Origin of the sequence: Clostridium gelidum (assembly GCF_019977655.1) — a bacterium.
Classification (GTDB): Bacteria; Bacillota; Clostridia; order Clostridiales; family Clostridiaceae; genus Clostridium; species Clostridium gelidum.
The window spans coordinates 3,946,131-3,967,309 of sequence record NZ_AP024849.1 but is presented as its reverse complement, the minus strand read 5'-3'; the positions used below and the strand labels follow the sequence as shown (position 1 = coordinate 3,967,309).

The 21,179-nt window shown below is 26.9% G+C and carries 18 protein-coding genes; 12 read left to right on the top strand and 6 right to left on the bottom strand.

All coding sequences use genetic code 11. The features are described 5' to 3' along the window. The first annotated feature begins 115 nt into the window (after window positions 1-115). The 7 genes from psyc5s11_RS18220 to psyc5s11_RS18190 all read left to right on the top strand — a co-directional run bounded on the left by psyc5s11_RS18220 (window position 116) and on the right by psyc5s11_RS18190 (window position 5,050). Window positions 116-1,321, top strand: a complete 1,206-nt coding sequence (locus psyc5s11_RS18220; protein WP_224033902.1) for a hypothetical protein — start codon at window positions 116-118, stop codon at window positions 1,319-1,321. 192 nt (window positions 1,322-1,513) lie between these two features. Continuing rightward, entirely contained in the window at window positions 1,514-1,885 is a 372-nt protein-coding gene (locus psyc5s11_RS18215; RefSeq protein ID WP_224033901.1) for a hypothetical protein, read from the top strand. Window positions 1,886-2,031: 146 nt separating this feature from the next. Then, complete coding sequence (locus psyc5s11_RS18210) at window positions 2,032-2,187, top strand: YegP family protein (RefSeq protein WP_224033900.1); 156 nt, start codon at window positions 2,032-2,034, stop codon at window positions 2,185-2,187. Window positions 2,188-2,276: 89 nt separating this feature from the next. Further along, complete coding sequence (locus psyc5s11_RS18205) at window positions 2,277-3,362, top strand: hypothetical protein (RefSeq protein ID WP_224033899.1); 1,086 nt, start codon at window positions 2,277-2,279, stop codon at window positions 3,360-3,362. A gap of 283 nt (window positions 3,363-3,645) precedes the next feature. Then, window positions 3,646-4,062 (top strand): 3'-5' exonuclease, encoded by a 417-nt coding sequence (locus tag psyc5s11_RS18200; RefSeq protein WP_258712466.1) that lies wholly within the window; start codon window positions 3,646-3,648, stop codon window positions 4,060-4,062. Between the two features lie 49 nt (window positions 4,063-4,111). Beyond that, on the top strand, window positions 4,112-4,498 hold the full coding sequence (locus tag psyc5s11_RS18195) for a hypothetical protein (protein ID WP_224033898.1): 387 nt from the start codon (window positions 4,112-4,114) through the stop codon (window positions 4,496-4,498). A gap of 321 nt (window positions 4,499-4,819) precedes the next feature. Beyond that, window positions 4,820-5,050, top strand: coding sequence for a hypothetical protein (locus psyc5s11_RS18190; protein ID WP_224033897.1), 231 nt, complete (start codon window positions 4,820-4,822; stop codon window positions 5,048-5,050). A 231-nt stretch (window positions 5,051-5,281) separates the two neighbouring features. On the opposite strand, the gene fliB is transcribed toward psyc5s11_RS18190, so the two are convergent. Next, entirely contained in the window at window positions 5,282-6,439 is a 1,158-nt protein-coding gene (gene fliB / locus psyc5s11_RS18185) for a flagellin lysine-N-methylase (RefSeq protein WP_224033896.1), read from the bottom strand. Window positions 6,440-6,680: 241 nt separating this feature from the next. On the opposite strand from fliB, the gene psyc5s11_RS18180 reads away from it, so the two are divergent. Together psyc5s11_RS18180 and psyc5s11_RS18175 are read left to right on the top strand one after the other, a co-directional pair. Continuing rightward, window positions 6,681-7,712 carry an FIST signal transduction protein gene (locus tag psyc5s11_RS18180; RefSeq protein ID WP_224033895.1) on the top strand — a complete coding sequence of 344 codons (1,032 nt, stop codon included), beginning with the start codon at window positions 6,681-6,683 and terminating at the stop codon, window positions 7,710-7,712. Window positions 7,713-7,723: 11 nt separating this feature from the next. After that, a complete protein-coding gene (locus psyc5s11_RS18175; RefSeq protein ID WP_224033894.1) occupies window positions 7,724-8,695 on the top strand; it encodes a methyl-accepting chemotaxis protein in 972 nt (323 codons plus the stop codon). 146 nt (window positions 8,696-8,841) lie between these two features. On the opposite strand, the gene psyc5s11_RS18170 is transcribed toward psyc5s11_RS18175, so the two are convergent. After that, window positions 8,842-11,754, bottom strand: a complete 2,913-nt coding sequence (locus tag psyc5s11_RS18170) for an ABC transporter substrate binding protein (protein ID WP_224033893.1) — start codon at window positions 11,752-11,754, stop codon at window positions 8,842-8,844. A 641-nt stretch (window positions 11,755-12,395) separates the two neighbouring features. On the opposite strand from psyc5s11_RS18170, the gene psyc5s11_RS18165 reads away from it, so the two are divergent. From psyc5s11_RS18165 to psyc5s11_RS18155, 3 genes are all read left to right on the top strand, one after another. Continuing rightward, window positions 12,396-13,250: a prohibitin family protein gene (locus psyc5s11_RS18165; protein WP_224033892.1), complete on the top strand. Its 855-nt coding sequence runs from the start codon at window positions 12,396-12,398 to the stop codon at window positions 13,248-13,250. 382 nt (window positions 13,251-13,632) lie between these two features. Continuing rightward, entirely contained in the window at window positions 13,633-14,382 is a 750-nt protein-coding gene (locus psyc5s11_RS18160) for a hypothetical protein (RefSeq protein ID WP_224033891.1), read from the top strand. 61 nt (window positions 14,383-14,443) lie between these two features. After that, window positions 14,444-16,561 (top strand): [Fe-Fe] hydrogenase large subunit C-terminal domain-containing protein, encoded by a 2,118-nt coding sequence (locus tag psyc5s11_RS18155; protein ID WP_224033890.1) that lies wholly within the window; start codon window positions 14,444-14,446, stop codon window positions 16,559-16,561. Between the two features lie 195 nt (window positions 16,562-16,756). Here psyc5s11_RS18155 and psyc5s11_RS18150 read toward each other — a convergent pair whose 3' ends face one another. From psyc5s11_RS18150 to psyc5s11_RS18135, 4 genes are all read right to left on the bottom strand, one after another. Continuing rightward, the gene (locus psyc5s11_RS18150; RefSeq protein ID WP_224033889.1) at window positions 16,757-18,367 is read right to left on the bottom strand and encodes an IS1182 family transposase; all 1,611 of its coding nucleotides are present in this window, start codon (window positions 18,365-18,367) and stop codon (window positions 16,757-16,759) included. A gap of 146 nt (window positions 18,368-18,513) precedes the next feature. Continuing rightward, window positions 18,514-19,992: an ISLre2 family transposase gene (locus psyc5s11_RS18145; RefSeq protein WP_224033258.1), complete on the bottom strand. Its 1,479-nt coding sequence runs from the start codon at window positions 19,990-19,992 to the stop codon at window positions 18,514-18,516. A gap of 270 nt (window positions 19,993-20,262) precedes the next feature. Then, window positions 20,263-20,337, bottom strand: coding sequence for a hypothetical protein (locus tag psyc5s11_RS28250; RefSeq protein WP_224038223.1), 75 nt, complete (start codon window positions 20,335-20,337; stop codon window positions 20,263-20,265). Between the two features lie 48 nt (window positions 20,338-20,385). Continuing rightward, the gene (locus psyc5s11_RS18135; RefSeq protein ID WP_224033888.1) at window positions 20,386-20,979 is read right to left on the bottom strand and encodes a TetR/AcrR family transcriptional regulator; all 594 of its coding nucleotides are present in this window, start codon (window positions 20,977-20,979) and stop codon (window positions 20,386-20,388) included. Between the last annotated feature and the right edge of the window lie 200 nt (window positions 20,980-21,179).

Below are 21,179 nucleotides of genomic sequence, written 5' to 3'. Positions count from 1 at the left end.
AAATAAAAAATCAAGGCAGGAGTTAGTAATGAAATAGTAAATATAAACATTGTAAGATATGTTATTAATCATTATAGGAATATTATGGTATTATTATTATGAGGAGATAAGATTTATGATTAAGAAAATAGAGGAATTAATACAAAATCAATTTTTTAATAAGTGGATAATTCGGACAAACAGTGCAGGGATATCTTATATTATGGTTGTTATATTATTTATATCTATGACTTTGATAAAAAGCAAAATATTAAGCGAAATATTGTTGATACTGTTTTGTATAATACTTTCATTAAGAATAGGCTTTAGACTAAAAAAGTTAATTAATCTAGATTATTACAAGATTAATGATGAAATCCAAAAAGAAGACAGGTTAGCAAGAAGCTATCAATTAGGAGATTTTGTTGCTATTATAATATACATTTTATTTGCGATTTCATTTTTTGGTTGTTCTAAGGATATGTTTAATGGTATTTTGGGAATAATATTTTTTGTTATTATATACTTGGGAGCGGCAAGTTTTTCAATTTATACTCATAAACTTAATGTGAGTTGTAAAACTATAACTGTATTTCTAGCAACTATACAAGGAACTTTTATTGTATTAATGGGATTTGGTTTAATATTAGTAGGAATAACAAATATATTAAATCTAATAAATACATCAAGATCAGATAACAGACCATTAGAAGATTTTTTGAAAATATTTGATTACAAAAAAATTATGTTGTTTAGTTATTTTATAAAAGAATATAGTACTGAGATTATTATAATAACAGTTATATCAACGATAGTTTCAATACTATTATATGTAATATTTATTATGAGTGTGCCAGCATATCAACTGGATAAATTAGCATTTGCATTTAAAATAGTAAGTACTATTATTGTTATAGGGGGAATAGCAATATATTTTTATGGAAATGCAATTTATCCTTATATACAAGAATTTGCTAATGAAATTAAAGATAATCCACTGTTAATGTATCAGAAATTCGGCGAAGATACATCAGAAGGACTTAAAAACTTTATACTGAACTATAGTAAAACTGAAATAACCAATTTAGGTTATATTTTATTTTTACCATATACTATTGCAATATTAATATCTACTTTAGTAATAGAATTTGTAAAGAATAAAAATACTAAAAAATCAAATTTAGCATTCTATAAAATATTCGAAATATGCGAGAATAGAAGTAAAAATAACACTGCTATCAATGACAAAGATATTGAAATTTTTGAAAAGAGATTTTGTTATTATGGTGGAGATAAACATAAAATGAAATTGGTAAGAAAAACATATGGATTGAAGATTTAATTAAAAATTTAGATGAACTTAGCAAAAGTATAAAAGTTTTGCTAGGTTCTTTTTTAGAATCAAAAGATTTGTCGAAATAAAAATTATACAGCATATTGTGGAAGCGTATATTGTTGTGTGCTACATATGGTATAATAATTATATATTCGAAAAGTAATAATTATAGATTATACGAGTACAAGGAGGAGAAAAATGGAAACAAATTTTATAGGACTTAATGGAAATAGTGGAGATAGAGAAATTGAAAATTATTTTTATGCAGAATGTATTAAAAACAATCTACCAATATATGACAATAGACATAGATTTCAAAAAAGAGATCAAATCACAAACTTTGGTAACTTTATTCAACTAGTATTATCTAATTTAAGCGTTAGTGATTTAGTAGTTTTAGCAAGTATAATTGAAAGAGTGTTTAAGAGATTTAAAGAGAAAGATTCTAAGTTTTTAACATTAAAAGATTCAATAATATTACATAAAGATGATAGTATAGAGGAACTTGAGGCAAAATTAAAGTTATTAAAAAAACTTGAAAGAATCGAAAATAGACGTGAGGCTAATTAGAAATTCTATAATTTTTTTTATTTTAGGCAAGAGTATAGAAATATATTCTTGCCTTATTTTTTTCGCTAATATCAAACAATATTTTGTAATAAATTAGCATATATGATAAAATATAATTGAAAATAAAAATGTTGGGAGGTGTACTTATGGACGATAAATGGGAAATTTATAAAGATTCTGTTGGAGAATGGAGATGGAGAACGACAGCTTCTAATGGAAAAATAGTTGGATCTTCTTCTCAAGGATATGTAAATAAATCTGATTGTATTAGCAACGCTGAAAGATTTGGTTATACTGGTTAATAAACAGTTTATAAAAAAGAACTTAGTGTAAGCAAAACTTCACTAAGTTTTTTTGAAAATTAGAATATTTTATTGTAGGGGGAATTGGAATGGAATTTGATTGTGAAGAATTTGAACAATTTAAGAAAGAATTTGAAAAGATTTTAGTTGAAATATTTCCGTGTCATGAACAACATAAATATCATGACTATTATGAAGGAGAATTTAATTATCATCAATGTAACAAATGTCCTACCAGTGAAAAGAGTTATATGGAATGTGAACTAATAAAATCAAAATTATATGACTTTATTGATGAAATTAATAAACGTGAGAATACTGAATATACATTGGTTAAATGTTTAGATGTTCATAAAAAAGGGAAAAAAAATAAACCGATAAAAAGAAAACCTGAAATGGAATTAGTTGATGTGAAAAATATCAACAATAGAATGTTAATAGAAGCAAAATCATTACATATAGATGGTAACAAAATTAAAAATGAAGCTAGTTTTAGAGAGTTATCGGGATACTTAGAAAGCTGTATAAGCAATTCATTAGATAATAATATAACTAATTTTTTTGAAGAGAATTGCTGTATATTGTACATTGATACAGATATAGATTGGGGAAAGAATGAAAAAGCATTAAACTATAATTGTGTTTATGATGAAATGATTAAGTGTATAAACACAAATTTTCACATTGATGGTAAAATAGGTGAACTATACCAAGAGTTTTTTGAAAGTAAAGAAGTAATAAATGAAAAATTAATGTCGAAGCAGTTTTTAGAATTTTGCAAAAGTAAAATAGAATCAGGTTACGACTTTGCGATTGGAAAAATTAATTTTACATTTGGTGTATGTAATGAATTAGATGACGAAGAAATTAAAAATGGATTAATGATAAGGGGAAAAATTAGAGAAGTTTTACGCTATGATAAAAATAAAGCTTTTGAAAATATAGAAAAATTTTTAAAACAAACACAAGAGAAATTTAAAAATTGTGATGAATATATGCATAAAAGAAAGATTCTCATAATATCAAATGAGGCATATTATCCTAATGAAAATGTTATGGAATTAATAAAAACATTTGAGTTGCCACAAGAAATAGATGAAGTTTGGTATTCATTTTACGAAAAATATGAATGTCCTAAAATGATTTATAAAAAAGTATTATATAAAATCGAATAATTCAAAATAATGTGCAAAAATATTTTAATTGTTTACTGACAGAAAATTATAGTAGTTATAACATTAATGCATATAGATAAATTGTAATATAATTATATGGAATGATTTTAAGATTTATAAGAATCTAGTAAAAGTGTAATAAACTTTGCTAGGTTCTTTATTTTTTTCTATTGAAATTACGATTCCATACATATATAATGTATTAAATTATATATAGGAATGGAACGATATCACTTTCATATTAACGAACAATCAATAAATGGCATTAAATCATGCTCAAACCATTGAAAATAAAGGGTTACATGGAGTGAAAGGCATGGAGTTTAAAAATGTATATGTTATTAATTGCGTAGAAGAAACAATACCTCATGCATCTAGTATAAAAGAAAACATAGAAGAGGAAAGAAGATTATTTTATGTTGGTATAACGCGAGCAATAGACGAGCTCTATTTATTTTCTCCAAGGAATAGGAAAGGTCAGTTTAAGGATGTTTCTAGGTTTATTGTTGAAGGAAAGTTAAATGATATGCCAGTGGAGACTTTTGGTTATGAAGAGGGAGATAGGGTAGCGCATAAGACTTATGGTATTGGGGAGATAGAAGAACTTAAGGAAGATAAAATAACATTGAGTTTTGGTAATACTATTAGGAGTTTCTCTTTGAAAGTTTTGCTTGATAATAATTTGATAGAGAAGGTATAGAGATATAAAATATTCATCTATAGTATAAAAAAATTCAAGGAGGATTAACATGAAAAAAATTCAGTTACCTAAGTCAACAAGCCAATGTGACGAACTTTATGTTGAAATGAAAAATGCTGATGCAATAATTAAATATTTATACGAAGATGAAGTGGTAAGTAATTTAGTTTCAATTAAATTCAAAACAGTATATAGTTTAACATATACCGAATGTGAGTATATTAATACTTTGGATTTTACTTTTGGATTGGTAGAGATTGATAATTCAAAAATAAAAAGTAATTTATTGAAGATTTGGCAATTGCGAAATGGACCTATCAGTGAAGCTTTTGGAGGGGAAGTGGAAAAGGTAAAACATTATAGGTTATATTTTGATGACTATGGTATGTATGATATTTTATGTAAAGAGATTGAAATTGAAGAAGAAATTAAATGATATGCCTGTGGTATGGTATTGGTGAAATAGAAGAACTTAAGGAAGCTAAAATAACATTAAGTTTTGGGAATACTATTAGGAGTTTTTCTTTGAAGGTTTTGTTTGATAATAGTCTAATTGAGAAGTGATAGTAGGACTTTTCAAGACGATTTGTAAGTCTATTGGGCTAAGACAGTCGACTTTAGTTAGTAAACAAAGCTTTTATAAATACGATTTGCTAAAGTATGTATCTTTTTTGTATGTATTAAAATAAGCATAACATCGAATATATTTCTATGTTATAATAAATTTACTCAGTAAAATCATGTGAGGTGAAATTATATGGATAATGAAATTTTAGAAATATTAAAAGATATGCAAAAAGACATCAAAGAATTAAAAGTACAAGTAACGGAGAATACACAAATACTTAAAGCATTAGAACATTCATCAGAAGTAAATAAAGCAGAGCATGATAAAATTATAAATGATGTTGCTAAGGTTCAAGGTGATGTTACTGGAATTAAAAAGGATTTATCAAGAGTAGAAGTGGCAACAGCAATAATTGGGTAGATATAGCTACCTTAAAGGCTGTTAAATAGTATTCTGATAGTATATAGGTTGAGGAGTTTTGTTACTCCTTAGCCTTATTTTTTTGCTTAATAAACAAATCATAAGGTGAATCAAAATGTAAAACAATAGATGGTTATAAACTAGACACAAATGATACTAGAGTAAAATAGTAAGATATAAGGGACCATAGATAGTTTTGTGTAAAAGCCCAAACTATCTATGGTCCTATTTCTAATTCATTATTAAAATAAGTAGCTGTTCTAAATCAAATAGTTTATTGGTATTAAACATTTCCTCAAGATCATAAAGAGTTTTTTCTGAATTTTCTATTTCTCTAGAATACATATGCATTATATCTATCTGATCATTTATGTCAAAATTATATTTATTATCAATCCATCTTACCACATCTAATTCTTTAATAATAAGATAACTCATGACAGCTAATGTAACTTTAGAATATAATTCTTCATCAAAAATAGATTTCATAAAATATTGGTATATAAAATATACCATTAAATGTTCATATTCATAGGTTTTATTTTTATAATATTCATTAAAATCATCATATTGTTTTTGATAAAAAGCAATATCATCTGTTTTATGAAAACAGCTAATAGCATGTTCTATTATTTTTGGCCAGTTATCATTAATAGGATTAAGGTTTTTGTACATATTCATACATTTAAGCATGTTATCATACTTATGATTTTGTTTAATTTTATAGTGATCCAATATATTAATTAGATCTTTTTGATAGTTTTCCTGAGAATATTTATTTCTTATATCAGCAATTTTTGATAATTTATTTTCATTTATTTCTTCTTGAATATCGTGAGCAAAATTAACAAGTAGTGCAAGTCTATGATTTAAACTTATAGAACGATTTTGCAATATATCTAAGGCTATTTTTCTAGATGATTTTATCTGTATAAAAAGATCAAAACTTATATCATCATATGTGCCTACCATTTCATCATCTTCTGAAACTTCAAAAGTTACTGGTTTAGAATCTAGAAGAATTAATCTTGCAGCCTCAGGACAAGATAAAGATATTCCTATTTCACGTAAACTACCATATTCCTCTTCGAACCTTGGGTATGTCTTGCATGTATAACAAAGACAATCTTCTCCAAGTTCAGTATAGATGTCACAAAGGTTATTATTTAAAAATGGACAATTATCATTTTGTAATACAAAACCAGGTTCACCATCTTCATATAATGTTAAGTTAGATTTTAATCTTTTACCAAATTCACCAGATACAGTTTTATAATGCGCATGTGTTTCCTCATCAATTACGATTTCCCACCCAGCACAACAGGTATCGGTACATTTTGAGCCTACACATTTAAAATCTTTATAATAATTGGGTTCCGTTGTTTTCATGTAAATTACCTCTTATGTTCATTAATTTTTTAATTAAATTCATATTATAATATACCACTTAATTGAGCATTAAGAAAAGCATTTTTAGGAGATGATTCAGAAAATTGAAAGGGGAAAAAACAGAATGTTTGTAATACTCTGACAAATAGATTGTATATTATAACAAAGTTAGATATACTTATATTAAATTTAACGAAATTTCTTATTTTGTTAAAATGTTCAGATGTAGGAGATGATATTTATGAAAGATTTTGTATTTTCAAATGTTGCAGAGGTATTTAATTACACAAAGAATAATTCAGATAAGGGATTTGTTATATTTTCAGGAGCTGAAACGACTTTAGAATTGTCTAAACAGATATCATCTAATGTAATACTTTGCTCTACGGCTGGTGAATATAGTAGAAATGGTTATAAAGATGGTATTATTTCAGGATTTGAGTTTGATTTAGATCAGGCAGAAATTGTTGAAATACCCAATCCACCAATAAAAAATATTAAAAATTTGAAACAAGCTTATAACAAGGTTCGAGGAAATAAGAATGCATTTGCATTTCTCTTATGTGATGGGTTGAATGGTACAGAAGAAAGTGTTGTTACAAGTTTTTATTTTACTGATAATAACTTTAAAATAATTGGTGGAAGTGCAGGAGATAATCTTAAGTTCAAAGAGACATTTATTTTCATTGGTAATAAAAAAGTTAATAGTGTTGTTCTTTTTTTCAATATGAATAAAAGAACTCAAATAATAAGAGAAAATATATATGAAGCATCTGGAAAACGTTTATTAATAACAGATTCAGATTTAATAACCAGAACAGTAAAAACATTCAATAAAGTTCCAGCTAGTACAGAATATGCAAAAGCTTTAAATATAAGAGAACAGGACTTACCAAACTACTTTATGAATAATCCATTAGGAAAAATATATGAAGATGAAATTTATATAGCATCACCTATGAAAGTGAATTCAGATAAATCTATTACTTTTTATTGTCAAATGATGAGTGATACCTTTGTAGATATTTTGAAACCAATTGATCCAGTTCAGCAGATAAGAAAAACTATTAAGAGTGTAGAATTTAAACCTAGCTTTGTTTTAGCTATAAATTGTATATTGCGAAGTCTAAAATTTCAACAAGAAGGTATTTGGAAATCAATTGATAATGAATTAATTTCATTATGTCCAAGTATTACTGGATTTATAAGTTATGGAGAACAGTTTTATAATAAGCATGTTAATCAAACTATGGTATTGTTAGCTATTGAATAGGAGGCTTGTATATGTTTAAATTTATAAATAGTGAAAAATCAAAAGAAATAGATATTCCAGAAGGAAGCAAAATTGTTTATTCCAAAGATGGTGTAAAATGTTTCGTTTATATAGAGGAAGTTATGGAATTAGTAGCTCAAATAAAAAATAACGCTAATTTTATTATTAATGAAGAGGGTAATATAACTTATGGATTGGATAAACTTCTTAAAGGAGCAGAATATACAACAAATCAAACTGAAAAAGTTAATGAGTATTTACAAATATTATCTAAAAATAGTGATAAGACTGAAAATTTACTGGTGGAAGTTTTTTCAAGCCTTAACAAGTCTCAAACACAAATTCATACGGCTCAAACAGATTTTGGCGATTTAATAAAACAAGTTAAAACAGTTTCAACAGTATTTGATGAATTTATTCAACTAATTTCTAATATTCAATTACAATATAATAGCATTCAAGACTTTGCTACTATTATAACTGGAATTGCTGGTCAAACAAATTTATTATCATTAAATGCATCAATAGAAGCTGCACGAGCAGGGGAGTCAGGGCGAGGTTTTTCAGTAGTTGCAAATGAAATAAAAAAACTTTCAGTTGATACTCAAAAGAATGCAAAAGATATTATTGATTCTCTAAAAAGTTTGACATTTTCAATGGATCAATTATCTGATAAATCCAATGAAGGAACTTCGGTTATAAATAAAACAACCAATATTATTGAAAAATCATCTTCTAGTTTAGAGGATATAATTGAAGCAGAATCAGAAGTAAATGAAAATGTACAAGAGGTTCAAAAATCTCAAAAAGAAAATTTAAATGGTATAAAAGAAATATCTACTAATTTAAATAATTTAGTAGATAAATCAAAATCAGAAAATCAGCAATTAGAACAAATTGTTTATAGTATTCAGAAAAAAGCAGATTATTACATTAATATGTTTAATTATTTACATCAAATACAAATGCTTGATGAGGAATAATAAATAATTACTAGAGGAAATTGTAGAAAAATATGCTTCTGTAACAGAATAAACAAAAAAGGATAGCTTGCTATATTGTAACAAGCTATCCTAAATATTTGGGACTATTATTTAATAGGGATAAATAATAAAACTTTAACTACATGCTAGTTAAGGAGGTTTATTATCTGTTCTTTTGGAACTGGTTTACTAACTAAATAACCTTGAAATAAATCGCAGTTATATTTACTTATATATTCTAGTTGTTCTTTTGTTTCAATACCTTCAGCAATAACTTTAAATTCAAGCTGTTTCATAAGTGTTATTATTAAACCTACAACACACTCTTTCTGATTATCACCTAAAATATCATCAATAAATGACTTGTCAATTTTTACTACATCCATAGGAAGGTGTTTTAAATATGTTAATGAAGAATATCCACATCCAAAATCATCAAGAGCTATTCTTATACCTTGTTTTCTAATTTCTGAAAGTAATATTGTCATATCATCAAAGGATTCCATAAAAACGGATTCAGTAATTTCAATCAGTAAACATTCAGTTGGAACACCAGTTTCATTTATAATATTAAATAATATATCCTTGAAATTTTTTTGCATAAGCTGTACTGCAGATACATTTATTGAGATATAAAAATTTTTATGTCCTAAATCTAAAAGTTCATTAGCAAAATTACATGCACTTCGTATAACCCAAGTTCCTATTTCAATAATCTGGCCCGACTCTTCTGCAGCTTGTATAAATTTATCTGGTGGAATAAAACCTTCTGTAGGGCTTATCCATCTTATTAAAGCTTCCATTCCGACTATTTGACCACTAATGACATCTGTTATTGGTTGATAATATAAAATGAATTCATTATTTTCAATGGCATCATGTAAATTATTATGTAAATTAATTTTCCTTATTGTATTTTCACCCATAACAGTATTGAAAAATGTATATTTGTTTTTTCCTGATTCTTTTGAATTGTACATTGCAGTATCAGCATTTTTGAGTAATTCATATACATCGACACCATTTTCAGGATACAATGCGATACCAATACTCGAACTGATATGAAAATGGCTACCATCTATATCATATGATTCTGATATTTTTAATAGAATTGTACTTGCTATATTCTCTATAACTACTTTATCTTTTGAACCTGTATAAAGAATAATAAATTCATCACCACTAAGTCTAAAAGCAGTGTGTTCATCTTTATTCATAGAATTTATACGCTCCGCTACTAATATTAACAATTTATCGCCAACAGGATGTCCAAAAGAATCATTTATTATTTTAAAATTGTCGAGATCTAAAAAAAACAATGCAAATTCTTTTTTTGACTCAGTTAATTTTCCAATTGTATTATATAAAGATACCCTATTCGGAAGTTGAGTAATGGAATCATAAAATGCAAGGTTGTTTATTTCTAATTGATTCTCTTTTAATTCGGTTATATCTTTATAAGCACCATATACTTTTACTAAATTTCCGTTTGCATCGAATTGTGGGTTTGAATTTGAAATAATCCATTTGTATTGTCCATTTTTACATCGTACTCTATATTCAATATTTTTTTTATTAATCGTATTATTTGCATAGTTTGTAGTTATTACCTTTAAAATATCTCTATCTTGTAGATGAACTATATTTTTCCAATCATGAGAAGTATTTAGTTCATCATTTGTATATCCAAGTATCTCAAATAATTTGTCAGAGTATTTTCTAGTATTATCTTTACAATTTTGCTCCCAAGTGATGTCAGTTGAAGATTCAACTACCAATCTATATTTTTCTTCACTTAATAAAATTTCATCTTGTCTTTTGTTAAGCTCAATATAATTTATTTGTAAAGATTCTTCAGATGCAATGAGTTCTTCATATAGAGCGCTAATTTCCTCGTTATTTTCAATGAGTTTTTTTTCTACTTTAATTCGTTCCAGTATATTAATCATAAGATATATAACCAAAGCTAAGAGAATCATAAATATTGAAGCAACAATATAAATTTGGAGTTTATATGTTTCATAGAATGAAAATGGTTTATTAATTACTATACTATCTGGAGGAAGGGGATATGAATCTAATCCATACTTTTTAAGTATGTTGTAGTCATATATAGAACGGAGAGACTTTTTGTCTACAAAAGGGATTTGATTTATATCTTCCCCACTTAGAATTTTAAGAGCAAGAGTGCCTATGTCAATTCCGTGAACTTTAGCACTGAGCACGCTACCACCAATACAGCCTTCACCTATTAAGACTTCTGATGTGGTGAAAATAGGTACTGAACTATTGCTGGAAATTCTATTCGCAAACTTTTCCATGGGGAGGGAAAGCCCTTTTGCATCAGTACTATAAGCATCAAAAATGACTATACTGTCATTTTCAAGAGTTGAAACCTTATTAGTTAATTCATCAATATCATAGTTACTTAAATCATCTACAATAAGATTTACATCAAGTAATGATACTGAATTTTTTACTAAATTATAAAAACTTATCCCTGTCTCAGTATTGTCATGGATTACATATAGTTTTTTTGTTTTAGGTTTCATTTTTAAGGCATCATTAATAGTCACTTCTGGGTAAGTAGATTCGTAAATACCAGTTACATTAGTGACATCTTTTAATATTATATTAGCAGGATCTTTATTGACGCCTCCGAAGACTAAGGGTGCATCAGAGAATAAGTCCTTCCTATATTTTATTGCAAAATTCAAAGCTGCATCATCTGTTGTGATTATTAAATCAATTTTTTTTCCTGAATATTTATATTTATAATACTCATATAACTTGTTCAAACTTTCTTCAGAGTTATATCTTTTCCAATCCATGTATTCTACATACTTTATAACGTTTTCTTTAGAATTTAAAGTATCAATAATCCCGTCACATTCTCCATCGGTCCAATAAAAACCATTAGAGTAGGAATTTATAATTAGGATATTTTTAGGGAGTTCATTTGCTTTTACCGAAATTTTCTGAAAGTCTATTACAATAAATAATAGGAAAAGTAGGAAAACTAATTTTTTTGATATTTTAAGTTTTGAAGTATTTTCCATAAAACATTTCTCCATTCTTATCATTAAGATATATAATAACCATATCAGTAAATAAACTAATATAATTACAATTATAGTCTATGATATACTATTTTTCCACAAATAAATGAGGAACGTTTTTTGGTTTTATATAGTAAGAAAGCTTCCAAAGGCCGAATTCACCTATTAATATTATTTTTGGATTACTAATTATAAAAGAAATATTTCAGCAAACTGATGAAGACCTTATTGGTTCTATTCATTTCGATGTAAGATATCAATATGATTTAAATTTAAGCCATGCTTGTTTATTGTTGCTACAAGGAGTAGAATGATTCTTAATAAACTCTAATTCTTGTTTCTAATTATTTAAAATCTAAAAAAGTATTAATAAGAATATTGTTTATACATTATTCAATTCTACGAAGGAAAGACTTTATAAGGAAAGTGACCAGTTAGAAACTAGAATATATGAAATTAAAAATATAATAAAGGGGAAGTACAGATGGTATTATATATAATAATAGCAATGATAGTAATTATTATATGGTTATTAAGTTTAAATTTTGCTGACAAGATAGGTAATTTTTTTATAAATAATATAATTAATAAAATAAAGAATATATTTAAATGAGATATATAAAAGAAGGAGATAATAAAAAATGAAAAACAAAATGATAGGGGCAATTGTTTCAGGCGTAGTACTTATAGGCATTTTAGCTTGTGGCATAATGTCAGCACATACAATTAAAGCAGGGTATGTAGGAATTGTATATTCAATGGATGGTGGAATAAGAGATGAAGTATTATCTCAAGGATTAAAGTTTGTATCGCCTTTATCTTCAGTAAGACAATATTCAGTAGCAACAGAACAAGCATATTTATCTAAAGATGCAAAAGAAGGTTCAAACGGAGATGATTCTTTTTCAGTTCCAACATCAGATGGTAAAACAGTAAATGTTGATCTTGAGTTTTCGTATCATTTCGATGCAGATAAATTACCACAAACTTTTACAAAATTTAAAGGACAAGATGGTAAAACAATTGAGGATACATTTATTAGAGGTAAAATGAAAGCATGGACAGCAGAAGTAAGTAGTAAATTTAGTGTAATAGATATTTATGGAGAAAAACGTGCTGATTTAAATGCAAAAGTGTTAGAACATACAAAACAAAATTTTAATGAATATGGTATTGTAATTGATTCTGTAAACTTTTCAAGAATAGGATTGGATGATGCAACATCACAAGCTATTCAAACTAGAATTAACAAGCAACAAGAATTAGAGACATCTAAATTAGAAGCTGAAAAAGCTAAGATTGATGCAGAAGCTAAGGTTACTCAAGCAGAAGGTCAAGCTAAGGCAAATGATGTATTAGCTAAATCAATAGACCAAAGTATTTTACAATCTAAATTCATAGATAAATGGGATGGTAAAACTCCTATAGTTATGGGTAGTGGTGGTAATATAATGGATATATCATCTTTAATGAATCAAGATAAACAAGTGAAATAAAACAATAAAAACTTAATAATTAATATCAAAAGTGTACAAGCTAAATTAATATAATTACAGATTATTACTTATAGAATTTATATATCATAAAAGGATTGCTTATTTTAATAGCAGTCCTTTTCTAGTTCATATTGTTATTTTATTTCATGTGCCTAAAATATTTATAGAGATCCATGATAAAAATCATGCTTATGTGTGTAAAGTTACCAATATTATATATAACTACATATAGCATTTTATCAGAGGCATAATAATAAGTAAATATTATTAAAAAAGTAATAATGCACATAAAAAAGGATGTTTTAGTAAATACAATATAGTATAATATAAATTATTAAGTGTGGAATGAAACGAAAAAAAGAAAATAAAAGGGGTAATTAATATGAAAGCAAATTTAAAATTAATAATATTAAGTATGACAATAATATTATTAACAATGACTCCAATAACTACTGTAAAAGCATATGAAATAACATTAAATATCCCAAAAGATAATACATCTGATATATATAATGTAAATATCGCTGTAATAAATCATTCTAACGATTGTAATATTGTAATAGTTCAAAACGATAAAGAGTATTATTCTTTTATTACAGATGATAATACTTTTAAAGTAGGTGAGGCACTAACAATAACAGTCAATTCAAGTGGAATGGTAACACAAGCAAAACCATATGTTAGTAAAAGAGATAATTATAAATTGGGCGATAATGGTATAACATATGTAAATAAATTAACAACAAATGGAGAATTACAAGAATATGCAACTAGATGGTTAAAGGATAATTACAACATGACTTTAGATATTCCAGTGGAATTTAATTCAGCTAAACAAAATAACAATGCAGATTATATTGTATATGGACAAACTTTCTATAATAATGATAAGCCAGTTAAAATTATAATTGATTATTCTTTGAATACTAACTCAGAGGATAAAAATATAATAAAAGAAAGAATGTTAATTCATGAACTAACACATTATGCCTTAGCAAAACAAGGCTTACCATATGAAGATAATACAGTTAGTTTTACAACTGAAGCATTAAAAAATGGTGCTAGTATTGATGATAAAGATAATACTGCAGGAATATTACATTCTCATATTTTAATTAACCAAAATCTTTAAAAGTCTTTTTGAATAATTCAAATTAAAAATGACGAGGGTTAAGGATAAGGAGAAATTATTGATGTATAATTTTATAGAACAAATATATTTAGACGAGGAAAAATGCATAGGCTGTAATAAATGCATCGCTAATTGCCCTGTTACTGGCGCTAATATTGCTTATATTGTTGATGGAAATAATAAAATAAAAGTTAATACTGAAAAATGTATTCATTGTGGAAAATGCATTAAAGTTTGTGATCATAATGCTAGAGATTTTAAAGATGATACAGAAAGATTCTTTAAAGACTTATATAATGGAAAGAAATTATCAGTAATTGCAGCGCCATCTATTATAGTAAATTTTCATGAATATAAAAAATTATTAGGTTACTTAAAAAATTTAGGAGTAAACTTTATTTATGACGTATCCTTTGGTGCGGACATAACTGTTTGGGCATATTTAAAAACAATGAAAAAAGATAATTTAAATACGATGATAGCTCAGCCTTGTCCTTCAATTGTTAACTACATACAAAAATATCAGCCAGAATTAATAGATAAACTTGCACCGGTGCATAGTCCAATGATGTGTGCTGCTATTTATATGAAAAAGTATGAAAATATAAAGGATGATATTGCATTTTTATCACCATGTGTCGCAAAATCTGATGAAATTAATGATAAAAATACTTATGGTTATGTAAAATACAATGTAACCTTTAAAAAACTAACAGAATATTTGGAAGCTAATAATATCGATTTATATAATTATGAGGAAGCTAAATTTGATGATATGGGTTGTAGTTTAGGCTTTCTTTTCAGTAGACCAGGAGGACTTAAGGAAAATATTGAGTTACATATAAAAGATGCTTGGATAAGACAAATAAACGGGCCACATAATGCTTATAAATACCTTGAAGATTATAACAATAATTTAAAAAACAACAAGGAAGCACCTTTACTTGTAGACATTCTTAATTGTTCTTATGGTTGTAATTTTGGTACAGGTACCTGTAATAAGTATACAAATTCCACAACAATAGATGAAGTTGATTATAAATTTGCTAAGTTAAAGAATATAAAAAAAGCAGATAAAGGTGGAAAATTAGTACGGAAAAAAATTAAATGGTTATATGGTTATTTCGATAAAAAATTGAAACTTGAAGATTTTAGAAGAGTATATAACAAAACAATTATTGTTAATGATATAATAGAACCCTCTAATAAAGAATATGATGAAATATTTATAAAAATGAACAAGCTAACTGAAGAATCAAGAAATATTAATTGTTCAGCATGCGGTTATAGCTCTTGCAAAACCATGGCTAAATGTATTCATAATGGATTGAATATATTATCAAACTGCATTGATTACAACAAGAAGGAAGTAATTATTGAGCATCATTTATTAGAAGAAAGAAATGAATTTTTTACAAATATATCTCACGAGTTAAGAACTCCAATAAATGTTATTTATTCTGTTTTGCAAATGCAAATGAGTTATTATGATAATTTATCCATAGAGGATATTACAAAATATAATAATATAATTAAACAAAATTGTTTAAGACTGATTAGATTAGTTAACAATATAATTGACTTATCTAGAATAGAAGCAGGATTCTTTAAACCATTATTTGCAGTAGAAGACATTATAAGTGTAATTGAGAATATAACCTTGTCAATTACAACTTATGCAGAAAATAAAAAGATGAATGTAGTTTTTGATACAGAAATGGAAGAATTATATTGTAACTGTGATTCGAATTTAATTGAAAGAATAATGTTAAATTTGTTATCGAATTCCGTGAAGTATGGAAGAGAAAAGGGCACTATTAAGGTATGTATTTATAAAACAGATTTACATAACGTGACTATTAGTGTAGAAGATGACGGAATAGGAATACCTGACGAAATGCAGAAAAAGATTTTTGAGAGATTTCAAAAGGTTGATTCAAGTTTATCTAGACAAAATGAAGGTAGCGGAATAGGTCTATCTCTTGTAAAATCTCTTGTAGAAATTCAAGGTGGCACTATAACTTGTAAAAGTAAACTTAATGTGGGAACTAAATTTTTAATTACTTTTCCTTTTGACAGTGAAGATAATGAGTTGGCTGCAAGCATGGAAAATCATATACTTTATGAAAAAAATAGTGCTGAAAAAGTCAATATTGAATTTTCAGATATATATATTTAATATTAAATAATTTTATCCAAAATTTAAGGCTGAAAATAAAGGGAGTGTCGCAAAATGATTGATTTTCGATCAGGAGCGATGCTCCTTTTCGATTCAAAGAAAGAAATCTCCCCAAAATTGAAATATCAAATCAATTTTGGGGAGATTTCTGAATTTCAAGCGCACTCAAATAAGCCTACTTATTTTATTCCATAATTAGGCAGTAGATTTTAATTCATGAAGATGATTTTGGGTTCTTTCATTTTGTATTTTTAAATGCAATTTGTTAATGTTGTAGCCAAAACAAAGCAAAATAAATTCAGTTTTAACACTATTTTTTCCACGTGTTAAAAATCTATTGAATTCATAATCACTTTTTAGAACTCCAAATGCTCCTTCGACCTGAATAGATCTGTTCATTCTTAATTTAGTTCCAAATTCAGTTGTGATATTTCTATAAGATATTTCACGCTTTTCCACAAAAGTTTTTGAAACTTGCATCTTTCTATTTCCTTTTGCTTTCGTGCACTTCGATTTATGAGCACAGTTATCACAACTTTCACACTCATAGATAGTAGCCTCTGATTTGTATCCACTGGCGGATTTTCTATTAATAATAGAGGTCGGAATCAACTTTCTACCATTATGGCAAATATATAAATCTGATTCTGCATCATATTTCATGTTTTCACGTTTACTAATATCATTTTTAAAACTTCTTTTTTTCCACTTTTCATAAGTTTGTGGTTTTATATACGGAGTTTGATTGTTAGATTCTAAAAATAAATAGTTCTCCTCACTTTCGTAACCAGAATCTGCAATTACATTAAGATATTTATACCCAATTTTTTCTTGCATATTATTAAGCATAGGTATTAATGTTGCTATATCATTTCTATCATCAAATATTCCGACCCCGGTTACGTATTCACTTTCAACTGCGATTTGTGCATTATATGCAGGTTTCAATTGACCATTTCTCATATGGTCATCTTTCATACGCATAAAAGTTGCATCTGTATCAGTTTTAGAATAACTATTTCTTTTTGATAATATGTTTTTACTGAAATTATATTTTTCTTGTCTTTCTTTATATTCAAATAGTTGCTCTATCCATTTCTGAATTGCAGTTTTTCTTTTACCAATACCGTGAACAAACTCTATGTTTCTTTTGTCTTTTTCATATAAAAGCCATTCGAGAATTTTATCAATATCATATATCAATGTTTCTTTTTTAACAATAAAGTCTCTCGATTCTTCAAGATTGATATTTTCAGCAAGAGTAAGAATCTTATCAAACATTTTTTCCTCATTTTTATAAATGGATTTCTTCCAAACAAAAGTATAACGATTGGCATTCGCTTCGATTTTAGTACCATCAATAAATACATTTTCAAATAATATTTCCTTTTGAGCTGCTAGATATTTAACTTGTTGATAAAATAAATCTTCAATTACTTCATTTGAAAGATATTCTTTACGGAATCTACTAATGGTAGCATGATCAGGTGCTTTATAACCTTGAAGTAGCCACTTGAAATTTATATCTCTTTTGCATGCTTTCTCTATTTTTCTACTAGAATAAACATTTTGAGAATAAGCATACGATACTATTTTGAACATGATTTTTGGTTCCACTGCCGGTTTTCTTCCAACGGAAGAGTACGCCTGATACAACTTTGTATAATTTAATCCCTCCAATATATGGCTTAGCAAGCGGACTGAATCATCTTCTGGTATTAAGTTTTCTAAATTTAATGGTAATATAAGTTGATAATTATCATTAAATTGATTATAATTTTTATTGTATAATTTGGTTTTTAACATAATTTAATTATACTAAAAATGTGAATTCTTTTGAATTCACATTTTTTATTTGGTTGAGTCAAGTAAAAGTTGGCAAGAATTTTATTTAAATTATTATCCATTATTTTACATTGCATTTTTAAAATTTCCCTACCCATACTGTATATTTAACTATAACTAATATCACTAAATGATTTTAATCCACATAAATCACGTACTATTTTTCTACCTAACGTTGCGGCAGCTCCGCTATACGGAATTTGTGCACTATTGCACTTATATGCCTTACACTTATTAGATTCTTTATTCGCTTGAAATACTGTTAATGGTAGTTTTGCAACTACTGTATCAATAACATCATCAGAAATAATATTTCTGTAGATTTTATCTACAGTATCAAACAACCTATTACTAAATTTTTCAGATAATATTTTAGATAAATTATCTGCACCATTAATAGACCAGCTCATTTTTCTGCCCTTCATTCTTTGAGCTAATACATCACAAATATTATGTTCCATTGTGCCTAGATTCTTGTATTCCATGCCTTCCGGCGCCGTAGGCATGTTTATGTCACTTCTTAATTTATACGGTATTAATCCATCTCTATTGTGAACAAAGTAATCATATAATTCAGTAAGCTTCTTAAATGCAATATCTTTTTCGTTTGTAAGTATCATCATATTTACAATAGTTTCTAGACCTTCATCAATTTTACCTTCTCTAAATAGTTTTAGTAATTGCTTTTGAGCTCTTTTATCACTTACCTTACGTATAATCGCTTGGCCTACATGAAATGGATCTAGCTGAAAATGAATGTCTTCATCCTCACAAGTTGCTTTAATCCAATTTGCTCCATCACCGTTTAATATTCTAGTTTGAATTTCATCTACATTGTATTTTTCTGAAATTGTTGCGCTAGCAAGCTTTTTAAAGTGATTGGAATTGCTAAAGCTTGCACAAACAGTTTTATCAACAACCACATATTCTTTTTTGCTCCCTGGGCGTAAAGTCCAGCCAGTATATGATACTGCTAGTTTTAACTCTTTCTTTTTATTTTTCCCTTTTGGTCTATCATTACCTTGAAGATAGAGCCAAACTCCATCTTGCTCCTGAAACAATACTGGTACTTCCTTTTCGCCTTTTAATGCACCTTTGTCATTTAACTCAATTTTACGATTTTCTATTTCTTTAATCTTTTCCCCAAGTGTTTGAACTATGTTCCAAACGCCTTGAGCACTAATATCTTGATTACACATAGTTTTAATATTCTCAGATGTCTTTCTAAAAGAAACCTCCGTCACGTTAGTTAAAATAGTTTCTACGAGATTTATAGACACATTTCCTAAAGTGTCCATCCCTAAATACTCATCCAAAAGGTACTTAGTTGCTTTCTTACCATCTTCAAGTTTAAATTCATAAATGCGCCTAGAATACTCTACGTTCCCCATAATAGTCCTCAAACAAGTTTGCTTACGACCTTTATTACGGTAAACCTTGCTATCTCTTTCATTAAGTAGTTTTTCATCTAAAAATTCTAATATACTTTTTAAAGCATTACAAGCTTCGTCACAAGCATATTTATAAATTCTTTTCTCTAACTCCTTGAAAGTCATTCCTTTATCATTTAAACTTAATTCATACATAAATATAACTCCATTCTATTTAGTCTTAGCAACTTAATTATAATGGATAATTTATGTATTTGGGAGATGCTTTCGCATCTCCTTTTACTATTTATACAGTTTTTATTACTGTTTCTGCCTACTAAAATTATACTCTAACTTTTTATTTTTTTTATAAAAAAATGAGCTGCCACAAAACTAACTACGTTAGTTTTGCAACAGCCCCTTTTTATTGTGTATTAATAAAGCCAAACTCTGTTAGTGTCAAAGTAGTATCAACTATACCATTCATTAGAGCCAACCCGTGTGCATGGTTCCATTAGTATCTAAGTAGTACCAGTTACCATAGTCATTTATCCATCCCATCAAACATTTTATAGCTATCAGAATTTACATAGCAGTTAAGCATCTTTCTTAGTTATCATGTGTTATATGTAGCCCAGCAACTATAGTATCACAATATTCCACCATTTGATCAATTGAAATAGGCATACCTTCTTCAAGCCACTCACCAGCTGAATAAACTAGTGCAGGAGAATAAAATTCTGCAATAATTGATATTGGAACGATAAATTTAATTCCGTTATTCTCATCATGTTCTAATTTTGCCTTTATACATTCAAGTACTATTTTTCTAAGTTGTTTCATTGCAGAACCATTATTTAATAATCCTACAGAATACATTTTCCTATTTTCACACATATGTTCAAGAAGAAGTCTAAATAAATTTGTATAATACTGTTTTGCATTATCAGCAGGAGTATATTGTAAACTCTTTTCTTCAAAATCTTTTATTAATTGCCTAAGCAGAAAATCAAGTAATTGATATTTATCTTCAAAATGTTTATAAAAGGTAGTTCTATGTACCATAGCTTTATCACAGATATCTGAAATTCTAATATCATCAAAATTTTTTTCTGTAAGCAAAGATATTAGAGATTCAAAGAGTAGTTTGTGTGTTCTCCGTATTCTTAAATCAAGGTTTTCATTAATTAGATTATTATTCATAAGTTCCTCCTAGCTAAATAATCTACATATATTTTAAATTGTAGACTAAGTATATAAATTTAAGATATTGTATCTTGATTACCTTATGATAACAGTATAAATTATAAATATACAGTTGTAAAGATAAGATACATTAGTATAATAAATATACAGATGTAGAATAAGTATTTTTTTGAAATTATTAAAAAATTAAAGAGGTG

Excerpts from the sequence above, each read along its gene's own strand:
- psyc5s11_RS18220 (WP_224033902.1), top strand. The coding sequence starts at position 116 with ATGATTAAGAAAATAGAGGAATTAATACAAAATCAATTTTTTAATAAG.
- psyc5s11_RS18215 (WP_224033901.1), top strand. The coding sequence starts at position 1,514 with ATGGAAACAAATTTTATAGGACTTAATGGAAATAGTGGAGATAGAGAA.
- psyc5s11_RS18210 (WP_224033900.1), top strand. The coding sequence starts at position 2,032 with ATGGACGATAAATGGGAAATTTATAAAGATTCTGTTGGAGAATGGAGA.
- psyc5s11_RS18205 (WP_224033899.1), top strand. The coding sequence starts at position 2,277 with ATGGAATTTGATTGTGAAGAATTTGAACAATTTAAGAAAGAATTTGAA.
- psyc5s11_RS18195 (WP_224033898.1), top strand. The coding sequence starts at position 4,112 with ATGAAAAAAATTCAGTTACCTAAGTCAACAAGCCAATGTGACGAACTT.
- psyc5s11_RS18190 (WP_224033897.1), top strand. The coding sequence starts at position 4,820 with ATGGATAATGAAATTTTAGAAATATTAAAAGATATGCAAAAAGACATC.
- fliB (WP_224033896.1), bottom strand. The coding sequence starts at position 6,439 with ATGAAAACAACGGAACCCAATTATTATAAAGATTTTAAATGTGTAGGC.
- psyc5s11_RS18180 (WP_224033895.1), top strand. The coding sequence starts at position 6,681 with ATGAAAGATTTTGTATTTTCAAATGTTGCAGAGGTATTTAATTACACA.
- psyc5s11_RS18175 (WP_224033894.1), top strand. The coding sequence starts at position 7,724 with ATGTTTAAATTTATAAATAGTGAAAAATCAAAAGAAATAGATATTCCA.
- psyc5s11_RS18170 (WP_224033893.1), bottom strand. The coding sequence starts at position 11,754 with ATGGAAAATACTTCAAAACTTAAAATATCAAAAAAATTAGTTTTCCTA.
- psyc5s11_RS18165 (WP_224033892.1), top strand. The coding sequence starts at position 12,396 with ATGAAAAACAAAATGATAGGGGCAATTGTTTCAGGCGTAGTACTTATA.
- psyc5s11_RS18160 (WP_224033891.1), top strand. The coding sequence starts at position 13,633 with ATGAAAGCAAATTTAAAATTAATAATATTAAGTATGACAATAATATTA.
- psyc5s11_RS18155 (WP_224033890.1), top strand. The coding sequence starts at position 14,444 with ATGTATAATTTTATAGAACAAATATATTTAGACGAGGAAAAATGCATA.
- psyc5s11_RS18150 (WP_224033889.1), bottom strand. The coding sequence starts at position 18,367 with ATGTTAAAAACCAAATTATACAATAAAAATTATAATCAATTTAATGAT.
- psyc5s11_RS18145 (WP_224033258.1), bottom strand. The coding sequence starts at position 19,992 with ATGTATGAATTAAGTTTAAATGATAAAGGAATGACTTTCAAGGAGTTA.
- psyc5s11_RS18135 (WP_224033888.1), bottom strand. The coding sequence starts at position 20,979 with ATGAATAATAATCTAATTAATGAAAACCTTGATTTAAGAATACGGAGA.